The following is a 17,833-nucleotide window of genomic DNA, read 5'->3' as shown; positions in this document are numbered from 1 at the left end:
GAAGAAAGCGTGTCGGGTGACTATCGACACGGATTCCAAAGGCCTTGCAGGGTTCCCGCCCTGTGGGGCCTTTCCCGTTTGTGGGGCTGAAGCAGCTCTAGTTCATGTGAGTAGTCCTCCGGTCGAATCCAGTGCCGGAAGCGATAGCAAGGCTGTCTCGATTTTTCAATTTTTTATTTGATTTCATGTATTTACACCACATGCCCCAAAATGTTGGTTACATAGAATGCCGGTGACCTGTACACCTTGAGACACGTCACAGGCGACGGGTCGAGGCCCTAAATTGCTGCCTAATGAGGCTCTTAGAGGCGGAGCGAAAAGATGATGAGTCGAGTATTTGAAGCAAAACACTGCGGTGTTTCATATGCTTACGTCAGCAAGACGTCCGTGGTCTGGGCACCATTCAGCAAGCGTGAAATTCGTGAGATTTTCTTGAAGTGTGAAAACTTGAGAGAGTTGGCCTGCCACTTCGGCATAAGCCCTCTGCTGGCCCGCAAACTGTTGAGCATTGCAGGCATCGACTTCGTAAGAGACCTCTATAATAAATACTTAGCACAAAGGTGCTGCAGTTCCCTTGCCAGGCAGAACGGAATGAAACCCGCGACCCTCTCAAAACTGTTTAAGAAAAAGGGGTTAAAGGTTTTCCCGCGACACTCCCGACCAGCCATACCAAGCAGAAGCCTCCAAGAAATTTGGCATCAAACAAAAACCATCAACAGCTTCGCCCGTGCTCTAGGTGTCCATTGGCAAACTGCGTCCAACATCCACTCGGACAGCGGTCTTCCAGCACCAGAGCAACCGCGAAAGCGATTAGGTCGGCCTCCCAAATTGCAACGTACGGAGTAGGTGATTTTCGGCCCAAAACGGACATTGACCATGAGATCGAATGCCGCGTTGCAGCTTCACCGAAGCCGACCTTCGTCCGATTAATAGCACTTGAGTCTTACCGACGCAGCAAGGGTAGCCATGAAAGGCTCCCTTCCTGGCCACGCTGAAAGCGTCTCCATGACATAGTGGTGTTTGAACAGCCAAACGTTCCACTGGCTCAGGGAGAGGCTTCATACCCCGATCAGAGCCACAGGCCAGCGAGGTGCAAGGGGAACGCGCAGCGGGTTCCCTTGCCAAGATGCGAATAGTAGCATGCACACATCTTGCGTAGCGTCTTAACCTCGTTTTCGCGGTTTTAGAGTGATTTGGGAAAGAAGCTATTTCCCACGCATTCTATCGATCTGTTCATCAATGTACATCTCGATCTGTGTATGGCTTTCTTCGATGAATTCCCGGATGCCCTCGGTTTGCTTCATGAAATCCTTGTATTTTTTGAACGCCTTGTGCGGGTCTTTTTCTGAGCGCAAAGATCGCTCACGTTTCTGCCAGGATGGGATCGGATCACGCCTGTGCATCAGTGGGTAAGTCTGGGCCAACCAATTCACAAAATCCAGAACGCTGCCACCAGGCCATTTGCCCGATGCGAGCAAGTCCTTACCTTCCTGTCTGAACGCCAATCGCCATGCCTGGCTTTCTACGATGGCTACATCCCGTGACATCTGGCGCGGTCCGCCAGTGGCGATCATCTCCACCCCAATGTCTTGTTGCTCAATTACTTCTGCCATGTGATCTGATAGTGAGGACACAAGATCGGAAGCTTCGAATGCGATACTTTCCTGGAGTGTCAGGCATCCGCTTTGAAATTCCTTCAACGAACCGAACCCAAGGTGGTCTGTCGAAAGATATTTCTGAGCGCGTTCAGGTAACACCATCGAGGGGCTGTAGCTCATAAAATTTGGGTTGTAGCGGGCCAGCACCCCGCAAACCAAATGAAAGTAAAACCGCGAAAGCGCAGGCAAAATATCCTGATGATAAAGACCGATATGATAGACCTCGTTCCGGTAGCCGTGGCATATCGTGATGCTGTCAGCTTCCTCCGCACTCAGTTTTTGGTGCGCTTTGAAGAACGCGACTTTGGCATCGAAATGACGACCAAGCGCAGCAGTTAGTTCTGCTTCATCAGGATAGATCTTCTCTCGGTTGAACAGGCTCTCGCGCTGGTGCTGTTCATCCTTTGCCATCTGGTGCAAAGCCAGTTCCAGAACATTGTCGGTCAGCATGATACCGAACCGAGCGTTGTTTGGATCACCCTTGGAAATATGCTTGGCGGCAAGATCAAGCTGTTCAATCGCGTGGGCAAGAAATACCAACACTTGTTTCTTCCTTTTGCGTCTGATGAGATGCAGCTCTGTGGAGTACAATTCAGCTCAGCCGATAAACGGCAAGCGTTTGGCTAGACGTTACCTTTACGACAAACTGGCGATGGCGCGGTGGCGCTACCAGAGCAGAAAGCGATTAGCTGGCCCATTCCGTCGGAACTAGAAATGCATCGCCACGCCATTCTTCCACGATGGCATCCTCGAACCAATCTTCAGAAATTTTCGCGTGATCCAGAACAATGCATTGGAACCCCTCTCCGATCTCATTTGCAACTTCAAGCATAAGCTCAAACAGATCATAAACCGCTTGCCGGTCGGAGTCTTGTAACGGCTCGAGGCTACCATCTTGGCCACGGTCACTCTCGGGCGGATAATGAGCCTGGGATGGCTGATCAAAGATCAGAAAGCCGGGAACCGGTCGATTTTGAGCACGATACCAGTGGTGGAGCGCCAAATGTGTGAGCACGTGGTAGCCAATCCAGTTTTCTCCACTGCCCATACGATTCAAGGGGATAGGACCTGTGGCTGTATCTGCGACAACGGTCAGCTTCTTGAGATCCAGGCGCACTGAATCCGATCCATGTTCAAGATCAAGTCGGCGGGCGTAATCTGACATTTGGCGGCTAATCAGGTTTAGAAACGTGTCCAGTCGTTGTCCAATTTCATCCGGATTGACCGCACTTTCAATCGCGGCAACTTTCAGCTTCGCACGCTCAATTTTTTCACCGAGATCCTTATCCTGCTCGCCTTGGCCAATTTGCTCAAGAAATGCACTTATGCGACCAATAACACGGGCACGATCAACAATCATTTCACGCCGAGAACGGGCCCTCTCATCTTCGCGATAGGCGGCTTCCAGTGACTTTTGGTTTTCGACCAATGCGGTTTCGAGACGGGACTTGATATCAGCCAGGTCTGCAAGCTGGCTTTGAAGGTGAGGGCTTTCAACCCCGACTCGGCTGAGACTACGGTCAATCTGCTCGAGCGAGCTGATGACAGCAGCGGCATTGGGGACGGCAGGGTCAACCTTGTTGTCGCAAAGCGGACAGCAAGTTCCATCGGAATCTTTCTTATACAGCCCAATCGATGACAACCGGCTCCGGTGCTCGCTGGCTTCTCGACTGTACTCAGTCTGTTCAGCGATAAACAGTTGGGTGGCCCTTATTTCTTCGATGGTATCGGTCAGCCGATCCCGCAATCCTCTTTGATCGTCTTGTAAACGCGTAATCGCGCTGCCAAAATCAGAGAAACTCTCGGGTGTAGAAAGCTCGTACTGGGCCGCACGCACGAGGGCTTCTACCATCAGGGGATAGTCAGCGGTCTCAAATCTCGGATCGATGATACCGACAGTTTTACCGTCGTTGATGTAGCCACGTACCCGACGCAAACTCTTTTCCGCCGTTTGGCTTTGCGCCTGTAATTGCGTCTCTAAAGCGCGGAGCTCGTTGCGAGCGACGTCGAGCTCAGCCTGGCGTATGAAGTGATCTTCATCCACCGCACCCAAAAAATAGGGCAGAGTGTCTTTGATCGCTTGGGGGATAAATTGATCACCTTGCCGGTGGAAAAGCCGATCCCGACTGTCGATCTCATTCTGGTCCTGAACGCACAGGAACATTGCATGTTTAATCGTTGCACGAAGTGGCAGGCGCGTCCCGGTTATCGGGCGATGTTCATTTTCGGAGATGCCTGCAAACTGCGACAGGAGCGGGGTCAGCCCTTCTTCAGCGATGTTCTTGATCAGGTCGGTATAAATTGGGAGCGTAGGATGCTCCCCGCGCCGGATAAAAATATCAGGGCTGGTGGTCAGCGTTTGCCCGGGGTTTCGGCGCGCGACAAACAAGACGTCTTCATCATTTTCAATCTCAACCGCAAACCATGACACGTTCTGTCGGATGAACCCTTCAGCGACATAACATTCACCACGACCAAAACAGTAATCAATGATGTCGATCAAAGATGACTTTCCGGTCTTGGATTTTCCGGTAATGATGTTGAGACCTGACTTCTTGAATGTGACAGTCCTCTGCTCGCCGTCATAAGAATAGATAGTCACGGATCGGATGACAAAACTCATAACGTGATGCTCCAAGATGCAAGCAGTGTGGCTGTAGATCCAGCGGTCGCGAACCATCGCCCAAGAAATCGTGCGGAAGAGACGATTTCTTTTACTTCAGGGGTCGCTGTTTCTAGAAAGCGCGGTGTAAAGGAAGCTTTCTGGGCCCCAACAACAAATTGCCCGCTATCGGTGACGGCTAGAGTTTGGCGTGCCACGGCAAACATGATCGCCTCTTTTACTATAGGTGCCAGGTCAATAGCTCGTTCCGCATACCCAACCTGAGCCGCCGGAAACCGCTGTAGCCAAGTGTAGACCGATGTCCGTGTTGTTGATGGGAGGTTCTTTCGAGTTTCGCGGTGCAAGGCGATCGGCAAAGCGCAGAAAACTTGCGGTAAATCTACACCCGACTGTCCAGCAGCCTGACTGAAGGACTTCACAAACTCAAAAGCCAACGCTCCACAAAACGCTGGGTTGAACAGGTGGGCCTCTTCTGGAGCACGACAATCCCATGCAGCACGTTGCCTCATGATTTCTGCTCGTCTTTTTTTAGCAACTCTTCGAAATCCAGATGCCATCCGATGCTCTTGCGATCCGCAAGCATCTGATAGGAACCTGATGATAGCCACAGTTCGTGTCGATTTCGCAGCGGTTGCTGGTGTCGTGCCGCCCAATGGAAAAGCTTGCGGCCGAGAGTGCGCTTTTCGTCTTCGCTATCACAGGGATGGAAATCTTTCGCCGCTTCAACTTCGCGTGCAAAGGCGTCCGACAGCGATCCGTCGTAAATTTCTGCCTCATCATCAAGCAACAGGTCTTGGCGTGCCCATTTCGAACGTTGAACAAACGCCCGATAATAGTCATGTACAGCACGATTTGCTGGACCATCTGGCAGACCAACAAGCCGCATTTGGCGTACAAACACACGCTCATCATCATCTGAAAGCCCGATGACATCCACCTTCTCGATATCGGGATGCAACGGTAGGCCGCTTACTCTGAAGTCGTCGCGTATCTCTGCCAGCTTTGCCGAAAGCGATGTCAGAGAGATGGCGGGAGAGTCAGTTTTGGACAGCCCTGCAATAACCCGCCTGAACCACCAACCTTCGACGCGATCTGTGTAGTCAGACAGCACCTCCGCCGGAACGCCAATCATAAGCGCGCCTTCAACCTCTTCACGCACATCGATAATGTTAGGCGCATTGTCAAAAACGATCACGTTCGACATGAAGAGTTTTCGTAGGGCAGGCTCCATCTGTAAGAAGGCTTCGCGGCCGTCGGCACTGACTTGATTGGTCGAACTACCCGCCGCAGCGGCGAGTTTTAATGTTGCAGAGGTGACATCTCGGCTCGCGTCACCCCTTCGAAGCAGCGCAAATGCGCTGCCCTCGGCAGCTTGCGCTGTGGTCATAAAGACAAAACGGGTTTCTGCAGCAACTTGCGGATTTTCCTGGATCTGTTTGATCCAAATCAGCAGCGTTTTCCAGATATCAACACTCATGTCGGTCACATTGCATGGTGTACCGTGGTGCTTTGTTTGAACCAGCTCCTTTGGTGTTCCATTTGCCTCAAACGCTATGTCGTCAAACCGTTCGATTGAGACTTCATGGCTTGGATGTTTTTTCAACTCGTCCAACGCCATCAGGAGCGCATATCGGCATTGCGCCAGATACCCGAGGAGTGAGCCTGTTGCGTCATGGTCAGAGGGCACGGCGTCAATCACTTGTTAAATATTCATTCACCCTAAAGTTGCAGATAAATCAATTCATTGCAACATGCTCGACGTTGGATCTCCCATTTAAATCTCGCAACGCAGAGAGGCTTGCCTATTCGGTTTTGGATCTATCTTCGTGAACATCACAAATCACGTCATCGCGACAGACCAATCAGGCTACCCATAGGACTGTGACTGTCCTCGATCTTGGAGAACGTCGCGCGGTCGCGCTTAAACAATCTGAGGCGCTTCGGACCTTCAGCGGATGCAAATAGCTGAGACTAAGCTATGCAGCTCAGAATCTAACGTCTGAAATTGAAAGAACGTAATATCCGAAATGTAGCTGCAGCGAACTTCCGCATCCCGCCCGACCTGCACAAGTACGCGCCACGGCTAAGAGGCAGGACGGAAGTCCGGTTCGGGCTGGCTTGAGCCGATCACAGCTGGCCTGGGGCAGGCTTGCACTGGTTTCTCGGTGCTGTGCCGCTGCATGGCGGCAGTGATCCGCGTGGGAAAAGGCAGGTGATGATCTCGCCAACCGCTTTCCTCTTGCCCTTCCTGTCTAATTTAGAATGTGATCGCGGACGAGACCGCGATCGCTTGCACAGGAGTCAGCCGCGCCTCCGCTCCGCTCTAGCGCGCCTGGCATTTCCCGTTTGATTGGTCCGCCTGCCATCCGGCCGGCAATCTGAACACGGGTTCTGATGCCGCTGTGCGTCAGCCTCCACGGAGAAATCCGGTTCCTCCCGCGCCAGGCGCGGGTCCCTCCCAATTTCACCGCTCCGGCCCCGTGTGTCAGATCACCGTCCGGCCGCAGTCCGGGCTGCGCCCACCCTGCTTTGCCCTCCGGAAGACACGAGGTCTTCCGAAATGAAAACCAGGGAAGGCTTCGCCACTGGCGGAACAGGAGGCGCGAGCGGGGATGTTGGAGACACGAAAAAGGAAAGGTTCTGTCGCAAATGGCAAAACTATGTGTCGCCCGACATTTAGGAAGTGGCGGACCGAGGAGGATTCGAACCCCCGACCCCTTGATTCGTAGTCAAGTACTCTATCCAGCTGAGCTATCGGTCCACTGCGGCGGGGTTTAATCTTAGCATCAGGGAGTCGCAACCCCAAAAAGAAAAATTTTCTGCTGCCCTGCCGCACACCGCGGCCGCAGAGGTCAGAGGGTGCCGTCACCCTTGGGCAGGCAGATTTCGAAAACGGTGCCTTCAGGGCCGGTTTGCGTCAGCTTCACGCTGCCGCCATGGCCGCGGGCCAGCTCGCCGGCAATCGCCAGCCCCAGGCCGGTGCCGCCCTTGCGGATGCCGCCCTGAAACGGCGTGAACAGATTGTCCTGCGCCTTCTTCGGCAGACCCGGCCCGGTGTCGGCAACCGTGATGTACCAGGCCTCGTCCTCTTCGCGCGCGTCCACCGTGATACGGCCCGGCTTGCCGCTGGCTGCAATCGCCTGGCGGGCATTACGCACCAGGTTCAGCACGATGCGGAACAACTGCTCCGGGTCGGCGCGCAGCATCATCGGCTTGGCCACCGCATTGATGATCTCCACATTGCCGCTGTCCGCTGCCAGCAGTTCGCTTTCGGCGATGTCGGCGGTGATCTCATGCAGGCAGACCACGCCGAATGTGGGCGACGGTTCCTCTGCCTTGCCAAAGGCCAATGTGCCTTCGCACAGCGACACCGCGCGGGTGATCGAGTTCACCAGCTTCGGCGCAAGGCGGCGCACCAGCGGGTCTTCGCTCATCTCGATGCGGTCGGTGAACAGCTGCGCCGAGGTCAGGATGTTGCGCAAATCATGGCTGATTTTGGCGACCGCGCCGCCCAGCTGCGCCAGCCGCTCGCGCTGCTTCAGCGCCTGGGTCAGCTCGGTCTGCAGCTGCATCAGCGCCTCCTCGGCCTCGCGCAGCTCCACCACGCTGGAGCTCGGGTGGATGATGCCGCGCGCATCCTCCGGCGCCGCCGCATAGCGCTGCATGTAGCCGACCACGCCCTTGATCGGCTTCACCAGCACGATCCGCACCGCGATGAACAGCAGCACCGCGGTAAAGATAGAGATCACGGCGGACAGGATCAGGATCCGCACCCCGTAGTCGATCATTGCAGTGCGCAGCGGCGCGGTCTCCATCGTGACCTCGATCAGCAGCCCCGCCTCGCGCACTGGCGCGCCGATCACCCGGATGATCTCATTCTCCGGGCGGGCCAGCCGCATCATCGCATCGCGGATCAGGGTCATGGCACCGGCCATGCGCAGATCAAAGGTGCCGGTGATCTCCCGCGGGATCGGCGAGGCCAGCATCAGCTGGCGAATCTCATCGCGGCGCAGCACCACGTTGTAGACGCCCGCGTTCTCCAGCAGTTCCGCTTCCAGCTCTGTCTCCAGCATGTCATCGGCCAAAAGCGCCAGCGAGGCGATCTGCGCCCGCTCCAGCCGGTCGGCCAGATAATCCTCGCGGAACCGCGCAATCGACGGCACAAAGATCAGCACCTCGGCCAGCATCACGAAGACCGTGGTCAGGATCAGGAATCGGCCCGAGAGCGTGTTGAGCATGAAGCGGCCTTCAGTTCATGAAATCCAGCGCTGAACAAAGCGCACGGCGCGTTTAACAAAGCTACTCTCAAACAGCCGCGGGGAGAAATAGGCCCCCGCCACCCGTTTGTTAATCTCGCTCATACTGGGATAAGGCGCAACCATTGCAGCCACTTGGCTCATTTTCAGGGTGTTGGCGATGGCCATCGACCATAGCCCGATCAGCTCCCCCGCCTGATGGCCCGCGATGGTGGCGCCCACGGGGCGGCCCTTGAAGACCATGACTTTGATGAAACCATTGATCTTGCGCTCGGCAATAGCGCGGTCGTTATGATGGTAGTCAAACCGCGCCACCTCCAGCTTGACGCCATAGATGTCGCGCGCCTGTGCCTCTGTCAGCCCCACCTGCGCCAGTTCCGGATCGGTATAGGTCGCCCAGGGGATATGGCGGGTCTTCGCCTTGGACGGCAGGCCGAACAGCGCTGAGCGGATAATGATGCCCGCGTGATACCCGGCCACATGGGTGAACTGCAGCCCGCCTGCCACGTCGCCGATCGCATATACTTTCTTGTTGGTGGTCAGCAGGCTCTCATCCACCTTGATTCCGTTGCCCTGGGTCTCAATCCCGGCCGCCGCCAGGTTCAGCCGGTCCATATTGGCCTTGCGCCCCACCGCCATCAGCAGATGAGTGCCCCGGAATGTGCTGCCATCCCTGGTTTCGACCTCGATGGCCCTCGCCTGCCCGCCGATACGGGAAACCATGGCGCCCTCGGCGATCTCAACACCCTCTTCGCGCAAACTGTCCAGCACCAGCGCCGCCGCCTCCGGGTCATCCTTGCCCAGCGCCTTCATCCCTTCGATCACCGTCACCTTGCAGCCCAGCCGCACATGCGCCTGCGCCATCTCCATGCCGATGGGGCCGCCGCCGATGATCAGCAGATGCTCCGGCTTTTCGCGCAGGTCGAACAGTGTCTCGTTGGTTTCATAGGGAACCTTGTCCAGTCCCGGAATAGGCGGCACCAGCGGCGCCGAACCGGTGGCAATCACCATCCGCCGCGCTGTGATGCGGTAGTCTCCGGCGGCCACCTCGGTTTCCGAGACGAAATGCCCGAATTCGCGGATCACCCGCACGCCGAAGCCCTCAAACCGCTCCTGGCTGTCCACCGGAGCGATGGTTTCGATGACCTGATGCACATGATCCTTGGCCGCCGCGTAATCTGCCTGCGGCACCTGATCCGCCACGCCAAAGGCTTGCGTGTGCGCCTGCCCATAAGCCGCCTTGGCACTCGCCAGCAGCGCCTTGGAGGGCACACAGCCGTAGTTCAGGCAGTCGCCGCCCATCTTGTGGCCTTCCAGCAGCACCACATCCGCCCCCATCTGGCTGGCCCCGGCTGCCACCGACAGCCCGCCGGAGCCGGCCCCGATCACCAGAAGATCGCATGTGACGCTTTGCATGTTCAGCTGTCCTTATTCGCTTGGCCGCGCAGGTTCCCGCGCACCGCTTTCACGATGATCGGCATCGCCGCCAGCACGCAGAGGCCCAGAATCGGCCCGATCACATGCGGCTCCCACAGCAGGCTCAGGTCCGGATCGCCGCCGCGGTCAAAGACAGAGCCGACGCCGACACCGATCCAGGTAAAGACAATGGCGCCGGGAATGATGCCCGCCGCGGTGGTCCACAGGAAGTTGCGGAATTTCACCCCCACCAGCGCGGGCAGCAGATTGGCGACAAAAAACGGCACCGCCGGCACCAGCCGCAGCAGCAGCAGAACCTCGACCTCATTTTCGCGCAGCGCCTGTTTCAGCATCTGCACCCGGCCCTCTGCCGCCTCGATCTTGGCGGTCAGCCAGGCCCCCAGCCCCATACGCGCCGCCAGAAAGATACCCGCCGCGCCGATGGTGGCTGAGATCACGTTGAACGCGGTGCCTGCCGCCAGCCCGAACAGGAAGCCGCCGGTGACCGACGCCACCGCCGCACCGGGCAGCGAGAACACCACGATCACGATGTAGATCCCCATGAACAGCGCAACCAGCCCCAGGTAGTTCTGATCCCGGAACGCCATCAGCGCCTCCCTGTTGTCGCGCAGCGTGTCGAAGGTCAGGTAATCCTTCAGCACCACCGCGCCGATCAGCGCCACCGCCACCACCGCAATCAGCGGCAGATGCCGCGCCAGGCCCGGCTTGGCGCCGTCCTGTTCCTTGGGCTGGGGGCCTGTTTCCGGTGTCTCTGTCATGTCACTCATCGGTCCGTCTCAAATGAAGCTCTTTGTTGCTACGCATAAAATGGCCCCTGCGCGAGGTCCGGCAGCCCCGGATCACAGGCGCTTGATCGCCTGCCCCGGATTCGTGAGCTTTGTGGCAGAATCACTGCCCCGATGTTACATCCGCCCTGCCCGGAGGCCGCTCCGGCGCGGTTTTTGGCAGAAATGTTGCATATCTCCCCGAAAACCCGCCCCGCAGGGTTTGACTTACCCGCCATTCCCTCCTAAAGACCGGGCTTCGAGATAGACCCCGGGCGGGCGATTCCGCGCACCCGAATAAAAAATGTGGAGACCGGAGCGATGAAACGCACCTATCAGCCTTCGAACCTGGTTCGCAAACGCCGCCACGGCTTCCGTGCGCGCATGGCCACCAAGGCAGGCCGCAAGATCCTGAACGCACGCCGCGCCCGCGGCCGTAAAGAACTGAGCGCATAAGCTCAGTTCCTGTTCTGACGGACATGACACCGCCGGAGGCCCCCAAGGACGGCAACGCTGCCCGCGGGGACACGCCTCCGGCGGTGTCCGTTTGTCCGCCTGACACCCAAAAGATCGAGGTCATGGCCAAGCGCCGTGATTTCCTCGCCTGCGCCCGCCCCCCTGCCCGCAAGCAGGGCACCAAGGCGATGATGGTGCAGGGCCGGAACCGCCACGATGACGGTGGCATCCGCATGGGCTTCACCTGTTCCAAGAAAGTCGGCAATGCGGTCGCCCGCAACCGTGCCAAGCGCCGCCTGCGCGAGGCCGCGCGGATGATTCTGCCCACCCATGGCCGCCCCGGCTGGGATTACGTGCTGATCGGCCGCGCGATTGAGACCGCCCAGCGCCCGTTCGAGGAGCTGAAGCGCGACCTGATCTATGCATTAAAAAAGATCCACGGCCAGTAACCGCCCCGGCCTTTGACCGCATTGCCACTAGGCCGCTCTGCCCCTATCTATCCGCCATGACCCCGCTGGCCCATATCCTAGCCCTGCCTGTGCGCGCCTACCGGCTGCTGTTCAGCCCTTGGGTTGGCTTCAACTGCCGCTACCAGCCCACCTGCTCGGCTTATGCATTGGAAGCGCTGCAAAAACACGGCGCCATCAAAGGCGCCTGGCTGACCGCGCGGCGCATCGGACGCTGCCACCCGTTCGGCGGCGATGGCTATGACCCGGTGCCGGAGAAAAGGGACTGATCCCTCGCACGCCTTTTTTCCTTGGCAAAACGCCCGTCCTCGGCTAGGGCGCGCGCATGCTTGATGATGATCTGGACGAAATCCACCCGCTGTTTGCCGGCGCCCCCTCGACCACTGAGTTCAAGAAACTCAGGAAGCGCATCGTGCGCTACGCGCGCGAGGCGATTGAGCAATACGGCATGGTGGAGCGCCGCGAGGACGGCAGCACGCCCAAGTGGCTGGTCTGCCTCTCTGGCGGCAAGGACAGCTATACCCTGCTGGCGGTTCTTTATGAACTGAAGTGGCGCGGCCTGCTGCCGGTGGACCTCTTGGCCTGCAACCTGGATCAGGGCCAGCCCGGCTTTCCGGCGACGGTGCTGCCGGAGTTCCTGGAAAAGATGGGCGTGCCGCACCGGATCGAATATCAGGACACCTATTCCATCGTCGTCGACAAAGTGCCGCAGGGGCGCACCTACTGCGCGCTCTGCTCGCGTCTGCGCCGCGGCAACCTCTACCGCATCGCGCGGGAGGAAGGCTGCTCCGCCGTGGTGCTGGGCCATCACCGCGACGACATCCTGGAAACCTTCTTCATGAACCTGTTTCACGGCGGGCGCCTGGCGACGATGCCGCCCAAGCTGGTCAATGAGGAGGGCGACCTGTTCGTATTCCGCCCCCTCGCCCATGTGGCAGAGGCCGACTGCGAGAAATTCGCACGCGCGATGAATTACCCGATTATCCCCTGCGACCTCTGCGGCAGCCAGGACGGGCTGCAGCGCCAGCAGGTGAAACAGATCCTGGACCAGTGGGAATCAAATTCGCCGGGCCGCCGCCAGGTGATGTTCCGGGCGCTGATGAATGCGCGCCCGTCGCATCTTCTGGACCCGAAACTGTTTGATTTTGCGGGTCTTGAGCTGAAGATTGCCGATTCAACCGGCGAAAATCCGGAAATTCCCCAGCTGCGTTAACTCCCGGGTTATATCAGCACCTTAGTCTCAGGGCCGAACGAACGGCTGCAGACGAAAGGTCTGGGAATGACAAATACGGGTTCAGGCATTTTGGCACGCCTCAGGCAGACCCTTGCCCCCGCTCTTGCGGGACCTGCGATGCTGGCCTTTCTGCCCGCCCTGACGCTTGCCACTTTCTGGCTTGGCGGCGAAACCGCGCTGCTGGCAGTTGCCCTGGGCCTGCCCGTGCTGATTGCCGCTGCCGGCGGCTTCAGCAAGCGCGGCAACACTGTGCCGCGCGACGCTGTCACTGGCATGATCCTGCGCGACGGGTTTGAGCAGGAGGCCGCCCGGATCCACACGGAATGCAGCGAGGGCGGCCTGCGCTCTGCCATCTTCGTGCTGGAGCTTGACGACTACAAGGAGCTGACCGACCGCCACGGGCAGGAGGCCGGCGACCGGATCATGCAGCATTGCGGCGCGCAAATCGTGTCGGCGCTGCGCCAGAACGACATCATCGCCCGGATCGGCGACAGCCGCTTTGCGGTCTGCCTGGCACCGACCCTGCAACTGGATCTGGAGCTGTGCATTCAGCTGGCCGGGCGGATGCAATCCGCGACGGAGGAGCCGGTGGCGCTGGACGGCACTACTCTCTACATGACCTCCTCGCTTGGCTTCTGCCAGCATAACCGGGCGCCCGGCAGCACCAGCGCCGAATGGAACAGCGCCGCCATCGCCGCCCTGTCGGAGGCGCAAAGCAACGGCCCCGGCGGCATCCGCGCCTATTCCGCTGATATGCCCGGCCACGCCAGCAGCCGCTCCAGCCTGCGCGACGAAGCCGCAGCGGCACTGGAGACCGGCCAGATCCAGGCCTGGTTCCAGCCGCAGATCTGCACCGACACCGGCCGGGTTTCGGGGTTTGAGGCGCTGGCCCGCTGGCTGCACCCGGTGCAGGGGCTGATCCCGCCCTCTACCTTCCTGCCCGCGCTGGAGGAGGCCGGGCTGATGGACCGGCTGAGCCAGGTGATGCTCTATAACGCGCTGGTCGCCATCAGGGCCTGGGACGAGGCCGGGGTGAAAGTGCCTTGCGTCGGCGTCAACTTCGCCACCCAGGAGCTGCGCAACCCGGGCCTTGCAGGCCGCGTCAAATGGGAGCTGGAGCGTTTCGGCCTGCCCGCGGACCGGCTCTGCGTGGAAATCCTGGAAACCGTGATGACCGATCAGCCCGACGATGTGGTCACCCGCAATATCCTCTCCCTCAGCGAGATGGGCTGCCCGATCGACCTCGACGATTTCGGCACCGGCCATGCCTCGATCTCCGCGGTGCGCCGCTTCAATATCTCCCGCATCAAGATCGACCGGTCCTTTGTGATGAAGGCCGATCAGGACCCGGAGCAGCAGAAACTGATCTCTGCCATTCTGACCATGGCCGAGCGGCTGGAGCTGGAGACCCTGGCCGAAGGGGTCGAAACCGCAGGCGAACACGCGCTGCTGGCACAGCTGGGCTGCGGCCATGTGCAGGGCTTTGGCATCGGCCGTCCGATGCCCTTTGACCAGACGCTTGATTGGATCGCCGCGCATGAGGCCAAGCTGCAGGATGCGCCCGCGATTGGCCGCCAAACGCCCTGACAGCCCCCCTGAACGCTCAATTCCTTTGATTTTCTGCCGCAGCGGTGCCCTTTGACGCGCCGCTGCACCGCGATTCTGCTTGACCTTTGCGGCCCACCTCTGTTGAACCCCACGTGTCCTTCCCTACACGAGGTGGCAGTCCCCAATGGACGATCAGAACAAAAATCTTATTCTCGCAACCGTACTCAGCTTTCTGGTGATCCTCGGGTGGTATACTTTCTTCCCGCCGCCGGAACCGGAACAAGCGCCGGAAACCGCGGTCACTGAAACCGCCCCGGCGGGCGACACCGCCGCAGCGCCCAGCGCCGCAGGTGCCGATGCCGTGGCCGAGGCTGCCCCGGAAGACGCCGCCGCCCCGGATGCGCCGCGCGTCGCCATCGACACGCCCCGCGTCACCGGCAGCATCTCGCTGCAGGGCGGCCGGATCGACGACCTGTCGCTGAAGGACTACCGCGAGACGCTGGATGAAGGCTCCCCGATCGTCAAACTGCTGAAACCGGTGGGCGAGGCCGGCGCCTATTACGCGCTCTACGGCTGGGCCCCGGGTGCGGGCCTGACCCTGAACGACGTGCCGGGCGCCAACACCATCTGGTCTGCCCCGGACGGCGCCACCCTGTCCGCGGACAGCCCGGTGACGCTCACCTGGGACAACGGCAAGGGCCTGACCTTCTCCCGCACCATCGCGGTGGATGAGGACTACATGTTCTCGGTCACCCAGTCGGTTGCCAATGCCTCCGGCGGCACCGTGTCGCTGGCGCCCTACGGCACCCTGGCCCGCCACGGCCAGCCCGAGGGGCTGAAGAACTTCTTCATCCTGCACGAGGGCCTGGTCGGCATGACCGACGGCGAGCTGGCCGAGACCGACTATGACGACATGGCCGACTTTGAGCCCGACCCGCGCGACGGCTCCAAGTCCAGCGTCAAGCAGGTCGAAGCCAACGGCTGGATCGGCTTCACTGACCACTACTGGATGTCCACCCTGGTGCCCGCACCGGGCCAGGGCTTCCGCTCCATCGCCAAATTCGACGAGCGCCGCGAGATCTATCAGACCGACATCGTGCTGCCGACCGTCACCGTCGCAGAGGGCCAGTCCTCCGAGGTGACCACCCAGCTGTTTGCCGGTGCCAAGGAATGGGAAGCCATCCGCGGCTACGAGAAGGCAGGCATCGAGGGCTTCCTGGACGTGATCGACTGGGGCTGGTTCTTTTTCCTGACCAAGCCGATGTTCTGGCTGCTGCACAACCTCAACGTCCTGATCGGCAACATGGGCTGGGCGATCATCGGCCTGACCGTTGTGATCAAGATCCTGGTGTTCCCGTTGGCCTATAAATCCTATGCCTCCATGGCGAAGATGAAAGAGCTTCAGCCGGAGATGGAGAAGCTCAAGGAGCGCGCCGGCGACGACCGCCAGAAGATGCAAAAGGAGATGATGGAGCTCTACAAGAAGGAGAAGGTGAACCCCGCCGCGGGCTGTCTGCCGATCCTGATCCAAATCCCGATCTTCTTCTCGCTCTACAAGGTGATCTTCGTCACCCTGGAACTGCGCCACGCACCCTTCTTCGGCCCGTTCCAGGACCTCAGCGCGCCGGACCCGACCTCGATCATGAACCTGTTCGGTCTGCTGCCCTTCGCCTCCCCGGCACCGGAAAGCATCCTGGCCCTGGTCTTCATCGGCATCCTGCCGATCCTGCTCGGCATCTCGATGTGGCTGCAGCAAAAGCTGAACCCGGCGCCCACCGACCCGACCCAGCAGATGATCTTTGCCTGGATGCCTTGGGTGTTCATGTTCATGCTCGGCGGCTTCGCCTCCGGCCTGGTGGTCTACTGGATCGCCAACAACACGATCACCTTCAGCCAGCAGTACCTGATCATGCGCAGCCACGGCTACAAACCGGACGTGTTCGGCAACATCAAGTCGAGCTTCAAGAAGAAGCCGAAGGCTGAGAAGGAATGACCGCAAAGGTCACAGACATCTGGCGCCACCCGCTCAAATCCCATGGGCGGGAGGCACTGGAGAAAACCACCGTGAGCGCCGGGCAGACCATGCCCGGCGACCGTGTTTGGGCGGTTGCAAATGAACAGTCCAAGGCTGATGGCAGCAAATGGGTGGTCTGCGGCAACTTCTCCCGCGGGTCCCAGTCCCCTGCCCTGATGGCCATCAACGCGCGGCTGGAGGACGCTACCGGGCTTCTCACGCTGACCCACCCGCAGCGGCCCGACTTTACCTTTGATCCCGAAAATCCGGCGGACCTGCAGCGCTTTCTTGATTGGGAAAAGCCGCTGCTGCCCGCTACCGCCCGCGCCTCAGCCCGCATCATCCGGGTGCCGGGCCGCGGCATGACTGACACTGACTTCCCCTCGGTCTCCCTGTGCAATTGGGCTTCCCACCGCGCGGTAGAGCAGGCCATTGGGCACGAACTCTCTCCCCTGCGCTGGCGCGGCAACATCTGGTTCGACCTGGATGATCCTTGGGCCGAAAACGAATGGCTGGGCCGCGAAGTGCAGATCGGCGAAGCTGTCTTTGCAGTGCGCGAGCGTGTGGTGCGCTGCCAGGCGACCACTGCCAACCCCGAAACCGGCGAACGCGACGCCGATACGCTCAAGACCCTCAAGGACAACTGGGGCCACCAGGATTTCTCGGTCTACGCCGAGGTGGTGCGCGGCGGCGAGATCCGCCTGGGCGACGCGGTAAAGGTGCTGTGATGCAGATGCAATTTTCCCTGGCCGAAGCGCCGGATGAGATTTCCGCTGAAAAGGGCCGCAAGCTGTTTGCGGGCGAGACCGAGTTCCTGAAAGGCGTGGTCGCGATGAACGGCCTGCCCGATGCCGACCGGGTGGAGGTCTGCTTTGCCGGACGCTCCAACGTCGGCAAGTCGAGCCTGATCAACGCACTGACCGGCACCAAGGGCATCGCCCGCGCCTCCAACACACCGGGCCGCACGCAGGAGATCAACTTCTTCACCCAGGGGCCTGAGCTCTATCTGGTCGACCTGCCCGGCTATGGTTATGCCAACGCACCGCTCAAGGTGGTGGAGCAATGGCAGAAACTCTTGAAACGCTACCTGTCAGGCCGCCAGAACCTGCGCCGCGCCTTTGTGCTGATCGACAGCCGCCATGGCGTGAAGGCAGTGGATGACGAGATTATGAAGCTCCTGGACAGCTCCGCCGTCACCTTCCAATGCGTGATGACCAAGGCCGACAAGGTCAAGGAAAAGGACCGCGCCAAGGTGCTGGAGCAGGTGAAGGGCGCGCTGGCGAAACACCCCGCCGCCTATCCTGAGATCGTGCTGACCTCGTCTGAAAAGGGCGACGGCATCGCCACCCTGCGCTCGATCATCGCGGGGCTGTAAC

Annotated in this window: 15 protein-coding genes and 1 tRNA gene; 8 read left to right on the top strand and 8 right to left on the bottom strand. The window is 59.5% G+C overall.

Going from position 1 to position 17,833, the window contains the following annotated elements; genetic code table 11:
* Nucleotides 1-1,205 precede the first annotated feature (1,205 nt).
* The 8 genes from RA24_RS10315 to RA24_RS10285 all read right to left on the bottom strand — a co-directional run bounded on the left by RA24_RS10315 (nucleotide 1,206) and on the right by RA24_RS10285 (nucleotide 10,741).
* Nucleotides 1,206-2,201 carry a hypothetical protein gene (locus RA24_RS10315; RefSeq protein ID WP_152612832.1) on the bottom strand — a complete coding sequence of 332 codons (996 nt, stop codon included), beginning with the start codon at nucleotides 2,199-2,201 and terminating at the stop codon, nucleotides 1,206-1,208.
* Between the two features lie 142 nt (nucleotides 2,202-2,343).
* Complete coding sequence (locus RA24_RS10310) at nucleotides 2,344-4,281, bottom strand: DUF3732 domain-containing protein (protein ID WP_039191354.1); 1,938 nt, start codon at nucleotides 4,279-4,281, stop codon at nucleotides 2,344-2,346.
* Entirely contained in the window at nucleotides 4,278-4,790 is a 513-nt protein-coding gene (locus RA24_RS22245) for a three component ABC system middle component (protein ID WP_152612831.1), read from the bottom strand. The genes RA24_RS10310 and RA24_RS22245 overlap by 4 nt, the downstream gene beginning before the upstream one ends.
* Nucleotides 4,787-5,980 (bottom strand): ABC-three component system protein, encoded by a 1,194-nt coding sequence (locus tag RA24_RS10305; protein WP_152612830.1) that lies wholly within the window; start codon nucleotides 5,978-5,980, stop codon nucleotides 4,787-4,789. Before RA24_RS10305 ends, RA24_RS22245 begins: the two co-directional genes overlap by 4 nt.
* A gap of 985 nt (nucleotides 5,981-6,965) precedes the next feature.
* Nucleotides 6,966-7,042, bottom strand: a tRNA-Arg gene (locus tag RA24_RS10300).
* 91 nt (nucleotides 7,043-7,133) lie between these two features.
* On the bottom strand, nucleotides 7,134-8,519 hold the full coding sequence (locus RA24_RS10295; protein ID WP_039191350.1) for a sensor histidine kinase: 1,386 nt from the start codon (nucleotides 8,517-8,519) through the stop codon (nucleotides 7,134-7,136).
* A gap of 15 nt (nucleotides 8,520-8,534) precedes the next feature.
* On the bottom strand, nucleotides 8,535-9,953 hold the full coding sequence (locus RA24_RS10290) for a dihydrolipoyl dehydrogenase family protein (RefSeq protein WP_039191348.1): 1,419 nt from the start codon (nucleotides 9,951-9,953) through the stop codon (nucleotides 8,535-8,537).
* A 2-nt stretch (nucleotides 9,954-9,955) separates the two neighbouring features.
* The gene (locus RA24_RS10285) at nucleotides 9,956-10,741 is read right to left on the bottom strand and encodes a TVP38/TMEM64 family protein (RefSeq protein ID WP_039191345.1); all 786 of its coding nucleotides are present in this window, start codon (nucleotides 10,739-10,741) and stop codon (nucleotides 9,956-9,958) included.
* A gap of 318 nt (nucleotides 10,742-11,059) precedes the next feature.
* On the opposite strand from RA24_RS10285, the gene rpmH reads away from it, so the two are divergent.
* The 8 genes from rpmH (at nucleotide 11,060) to yihA (ending at nucleotide 17,832) form a co-directional block, all read left to right on the top strand.
* Nucleotides 11,060-11,194: a 50S ribosomal protein L34 gene (gene rpmH, locus RA24_RS10280; protein ID WP_008554144.1), complete on the top strand. Its 135-nt coding sequence runs from the start codon at nucleotides 11,060-11,062 to the stop codon at nucleotides 11,192-11,194.
* A 23-nt stretch (nucleotides 11,195-11,217) separates the two neighbouring features.
* Nucleotides 11,218-11,643, top strand: a complete 426-nt coding sequence (gene rnpA / locus RA24_RS10275) for a ribonuclease P protein component (RefSeq protein ID WP_039151100.1) — start codon at nucleotides 11,218-11,220, stop codon at nucleotides 11,641-11,643.
* A gap of 56 nt (nucleotides 11,644-11,699) precedes the next feature.
* Entirely contained in the window at nucleotides 11,700-11,930 is a 231-nt protein-coding gene (yidD, locus tag RA24_RS10270) for a membrane protein insertion efficiency factor YidD (RefSeq protein WP_039191342.1), read from the top strand.
* A gap of 56 nt (nucleotides 11,931-11,986) precedes the next feature.
* Complete coding sequence (gene ttcA / locus RA24_RS10265) at nucleotides 11,987-12,874, top strand: tRNA 2-thiocytidine(32) synthetase TtcA (protein WP_039191341.1); 888 nt, start codon at nucleotides 11,987-11,989, stop codon at nucleotides 12,872-12,874.
* Nucleotides 12,875-12,940: 66 nt separating this feature from the next.
* Nucleotides 12,941-14,482, top strand: coding sequence for a putative bifunctional diguanylate cyclase/phosphodiesterase (locus RA24_RS10260; protein ID WP_019298039.1), 1,542 nt, complete (start codon nucleotides 12,941-12,943; stop codon nucleotides 14,480-14,482).
* 145 nt (nucleotides 14,483-14,627) lie between these two features.
* Nucleotides 14,628-16,436, top strand: a complete 1,809-nt coding sequence (yidC, locus tag RA24_RS10255) for a membrane protein insertase YidC (protein WP_039191339.1) — start codon at nucleotides 14,628-14,630, stop codon at nucleotides 16,434-16,436.
* The gene (locus RA24_RS10250) at nucleotides 16,433-17,185 is read left to right on the top strand and encodes an MOSC domain-containing protein (protein ID WP_039191335.1); all 753 of its coding nucleotides are present in this window, start codon (nucleotides 16,433-16,435) and stop codon (nucleotides 17,183-17,185) included. The genes yidC and RA24_RS10250 overlap by 4 nt, the downstream gene beginning before the upstream one ends.
* Entirely contained in the window at nucleotides 17,185-17,832 is a 648-nt protein-coding gene (gene yihA, locus RA24_RS10245) for a ribosome biogenesis GTP-binding protein YihA/YsxC (protein WP_039191332.1), read from the top strand. Before RA24_RS10250 ends, yihA begins: the two co-directional genes overlap by 1 nt.
* Nucleotide 17,833 lies beyond the last annotated feature (1 nt).

The organism is Leisingera sp. ANG-M6 (assembly GCF_000813905.1).
Lineage (GTDB): Bacteria > Pseudomonadota > Alphaproteobacteria > Rhodobacterales > Rhodobacteraceae > Leisingera.
Note: the sequence above shows the minus strand (reverse complement) of the source record. Positions and strands in the feature narration are given on the sequence as shown.

Coding starts and splice junctions, on each gene's coding strand:
- ttcA (WP_039191341.1), top strand. CDS start 11,987: ATGCTTGATGATGATCTGGACGAAATCCACCCGCTGTTTGCCGGCGCC.
- yihA (WP_039191332.1), top strand. CDS start 17,185: ATGCAGATGCAATTTTCCCTGGCCGAAGCGCCGGATGAGATTTCCGCT.
- yidC (WP_039191339.1), top strand. CDS start 14,628: ATGGACGATCAGAACAAAAATCTTATTCTCGCAACCGTACTCAGCTTT.
- RA24_RS10260 (WP_019298039.1), top strand. CDS start 12,941: ATGACAAATACGGGTTCAGGCATTTTGGCACGCCTCAGGCAGACCCTT.
- RA24_RS10285 (WP_039191345.1), bottom strand. CDS start 10,741: ATGAGTGACATGACAGAGACACCGGAAACAGGCCCCCAGCCCAAGGAA.
- rnpA (WP_039151100.1), top strand. CDS start 11,218: ATGACACCGCCGGAGGCCCCCAAGGACGGCAACGCTGCCCGCGGGGAC.
- RA24_RS10290 (WP_039191348.1), bottom strand. CDS start 9,953: ATGCAAAGCGTCACATGCGATCTTCTGGTGATCGGGGCCGGCTCCGGC.
- RA24_RS10310 (WP_039191354.1), bottom strand. CDS start 4,281: ATGAGTTTTGTCATCCGATCCGTGACTATCTATTCTTATGACGGCGAG.
- RA24_RS10295 (WP_039191350.1), bottom strand. CDS start 8,519: ATGCTCAACACGCTCTCGGGCCGATTCCTGATCCTGACCACGGTCTTC.
- yidD (WP_039191342.1), top strand. CDS start 11,700: ATGACCCCGCTGGCCCATATCCTAGCCCTGCCTGTGCGCGCCTACCGG.
- RA24_RS22245 (WP_152612831.1), bottom strand. CDS start 4,790: ATGAGGCAACGTGCTGCATGGGATTGTCGTGCTCCAGAAGAGGCCCAC.
- rpmH (WP_008554144.1), top strand. CDS start 11,060: ATGAAACGCACCTATCAGCCTTCGAACCTGGTTCGCAAACGCCGCCAC.
- RA24_RS10250 (WP_039191335.1), top strand. CDS start 16,433: ATGACCGCAAAGGTCACAGACATCTGGCGCCACCCGCTCAAATCCCAT.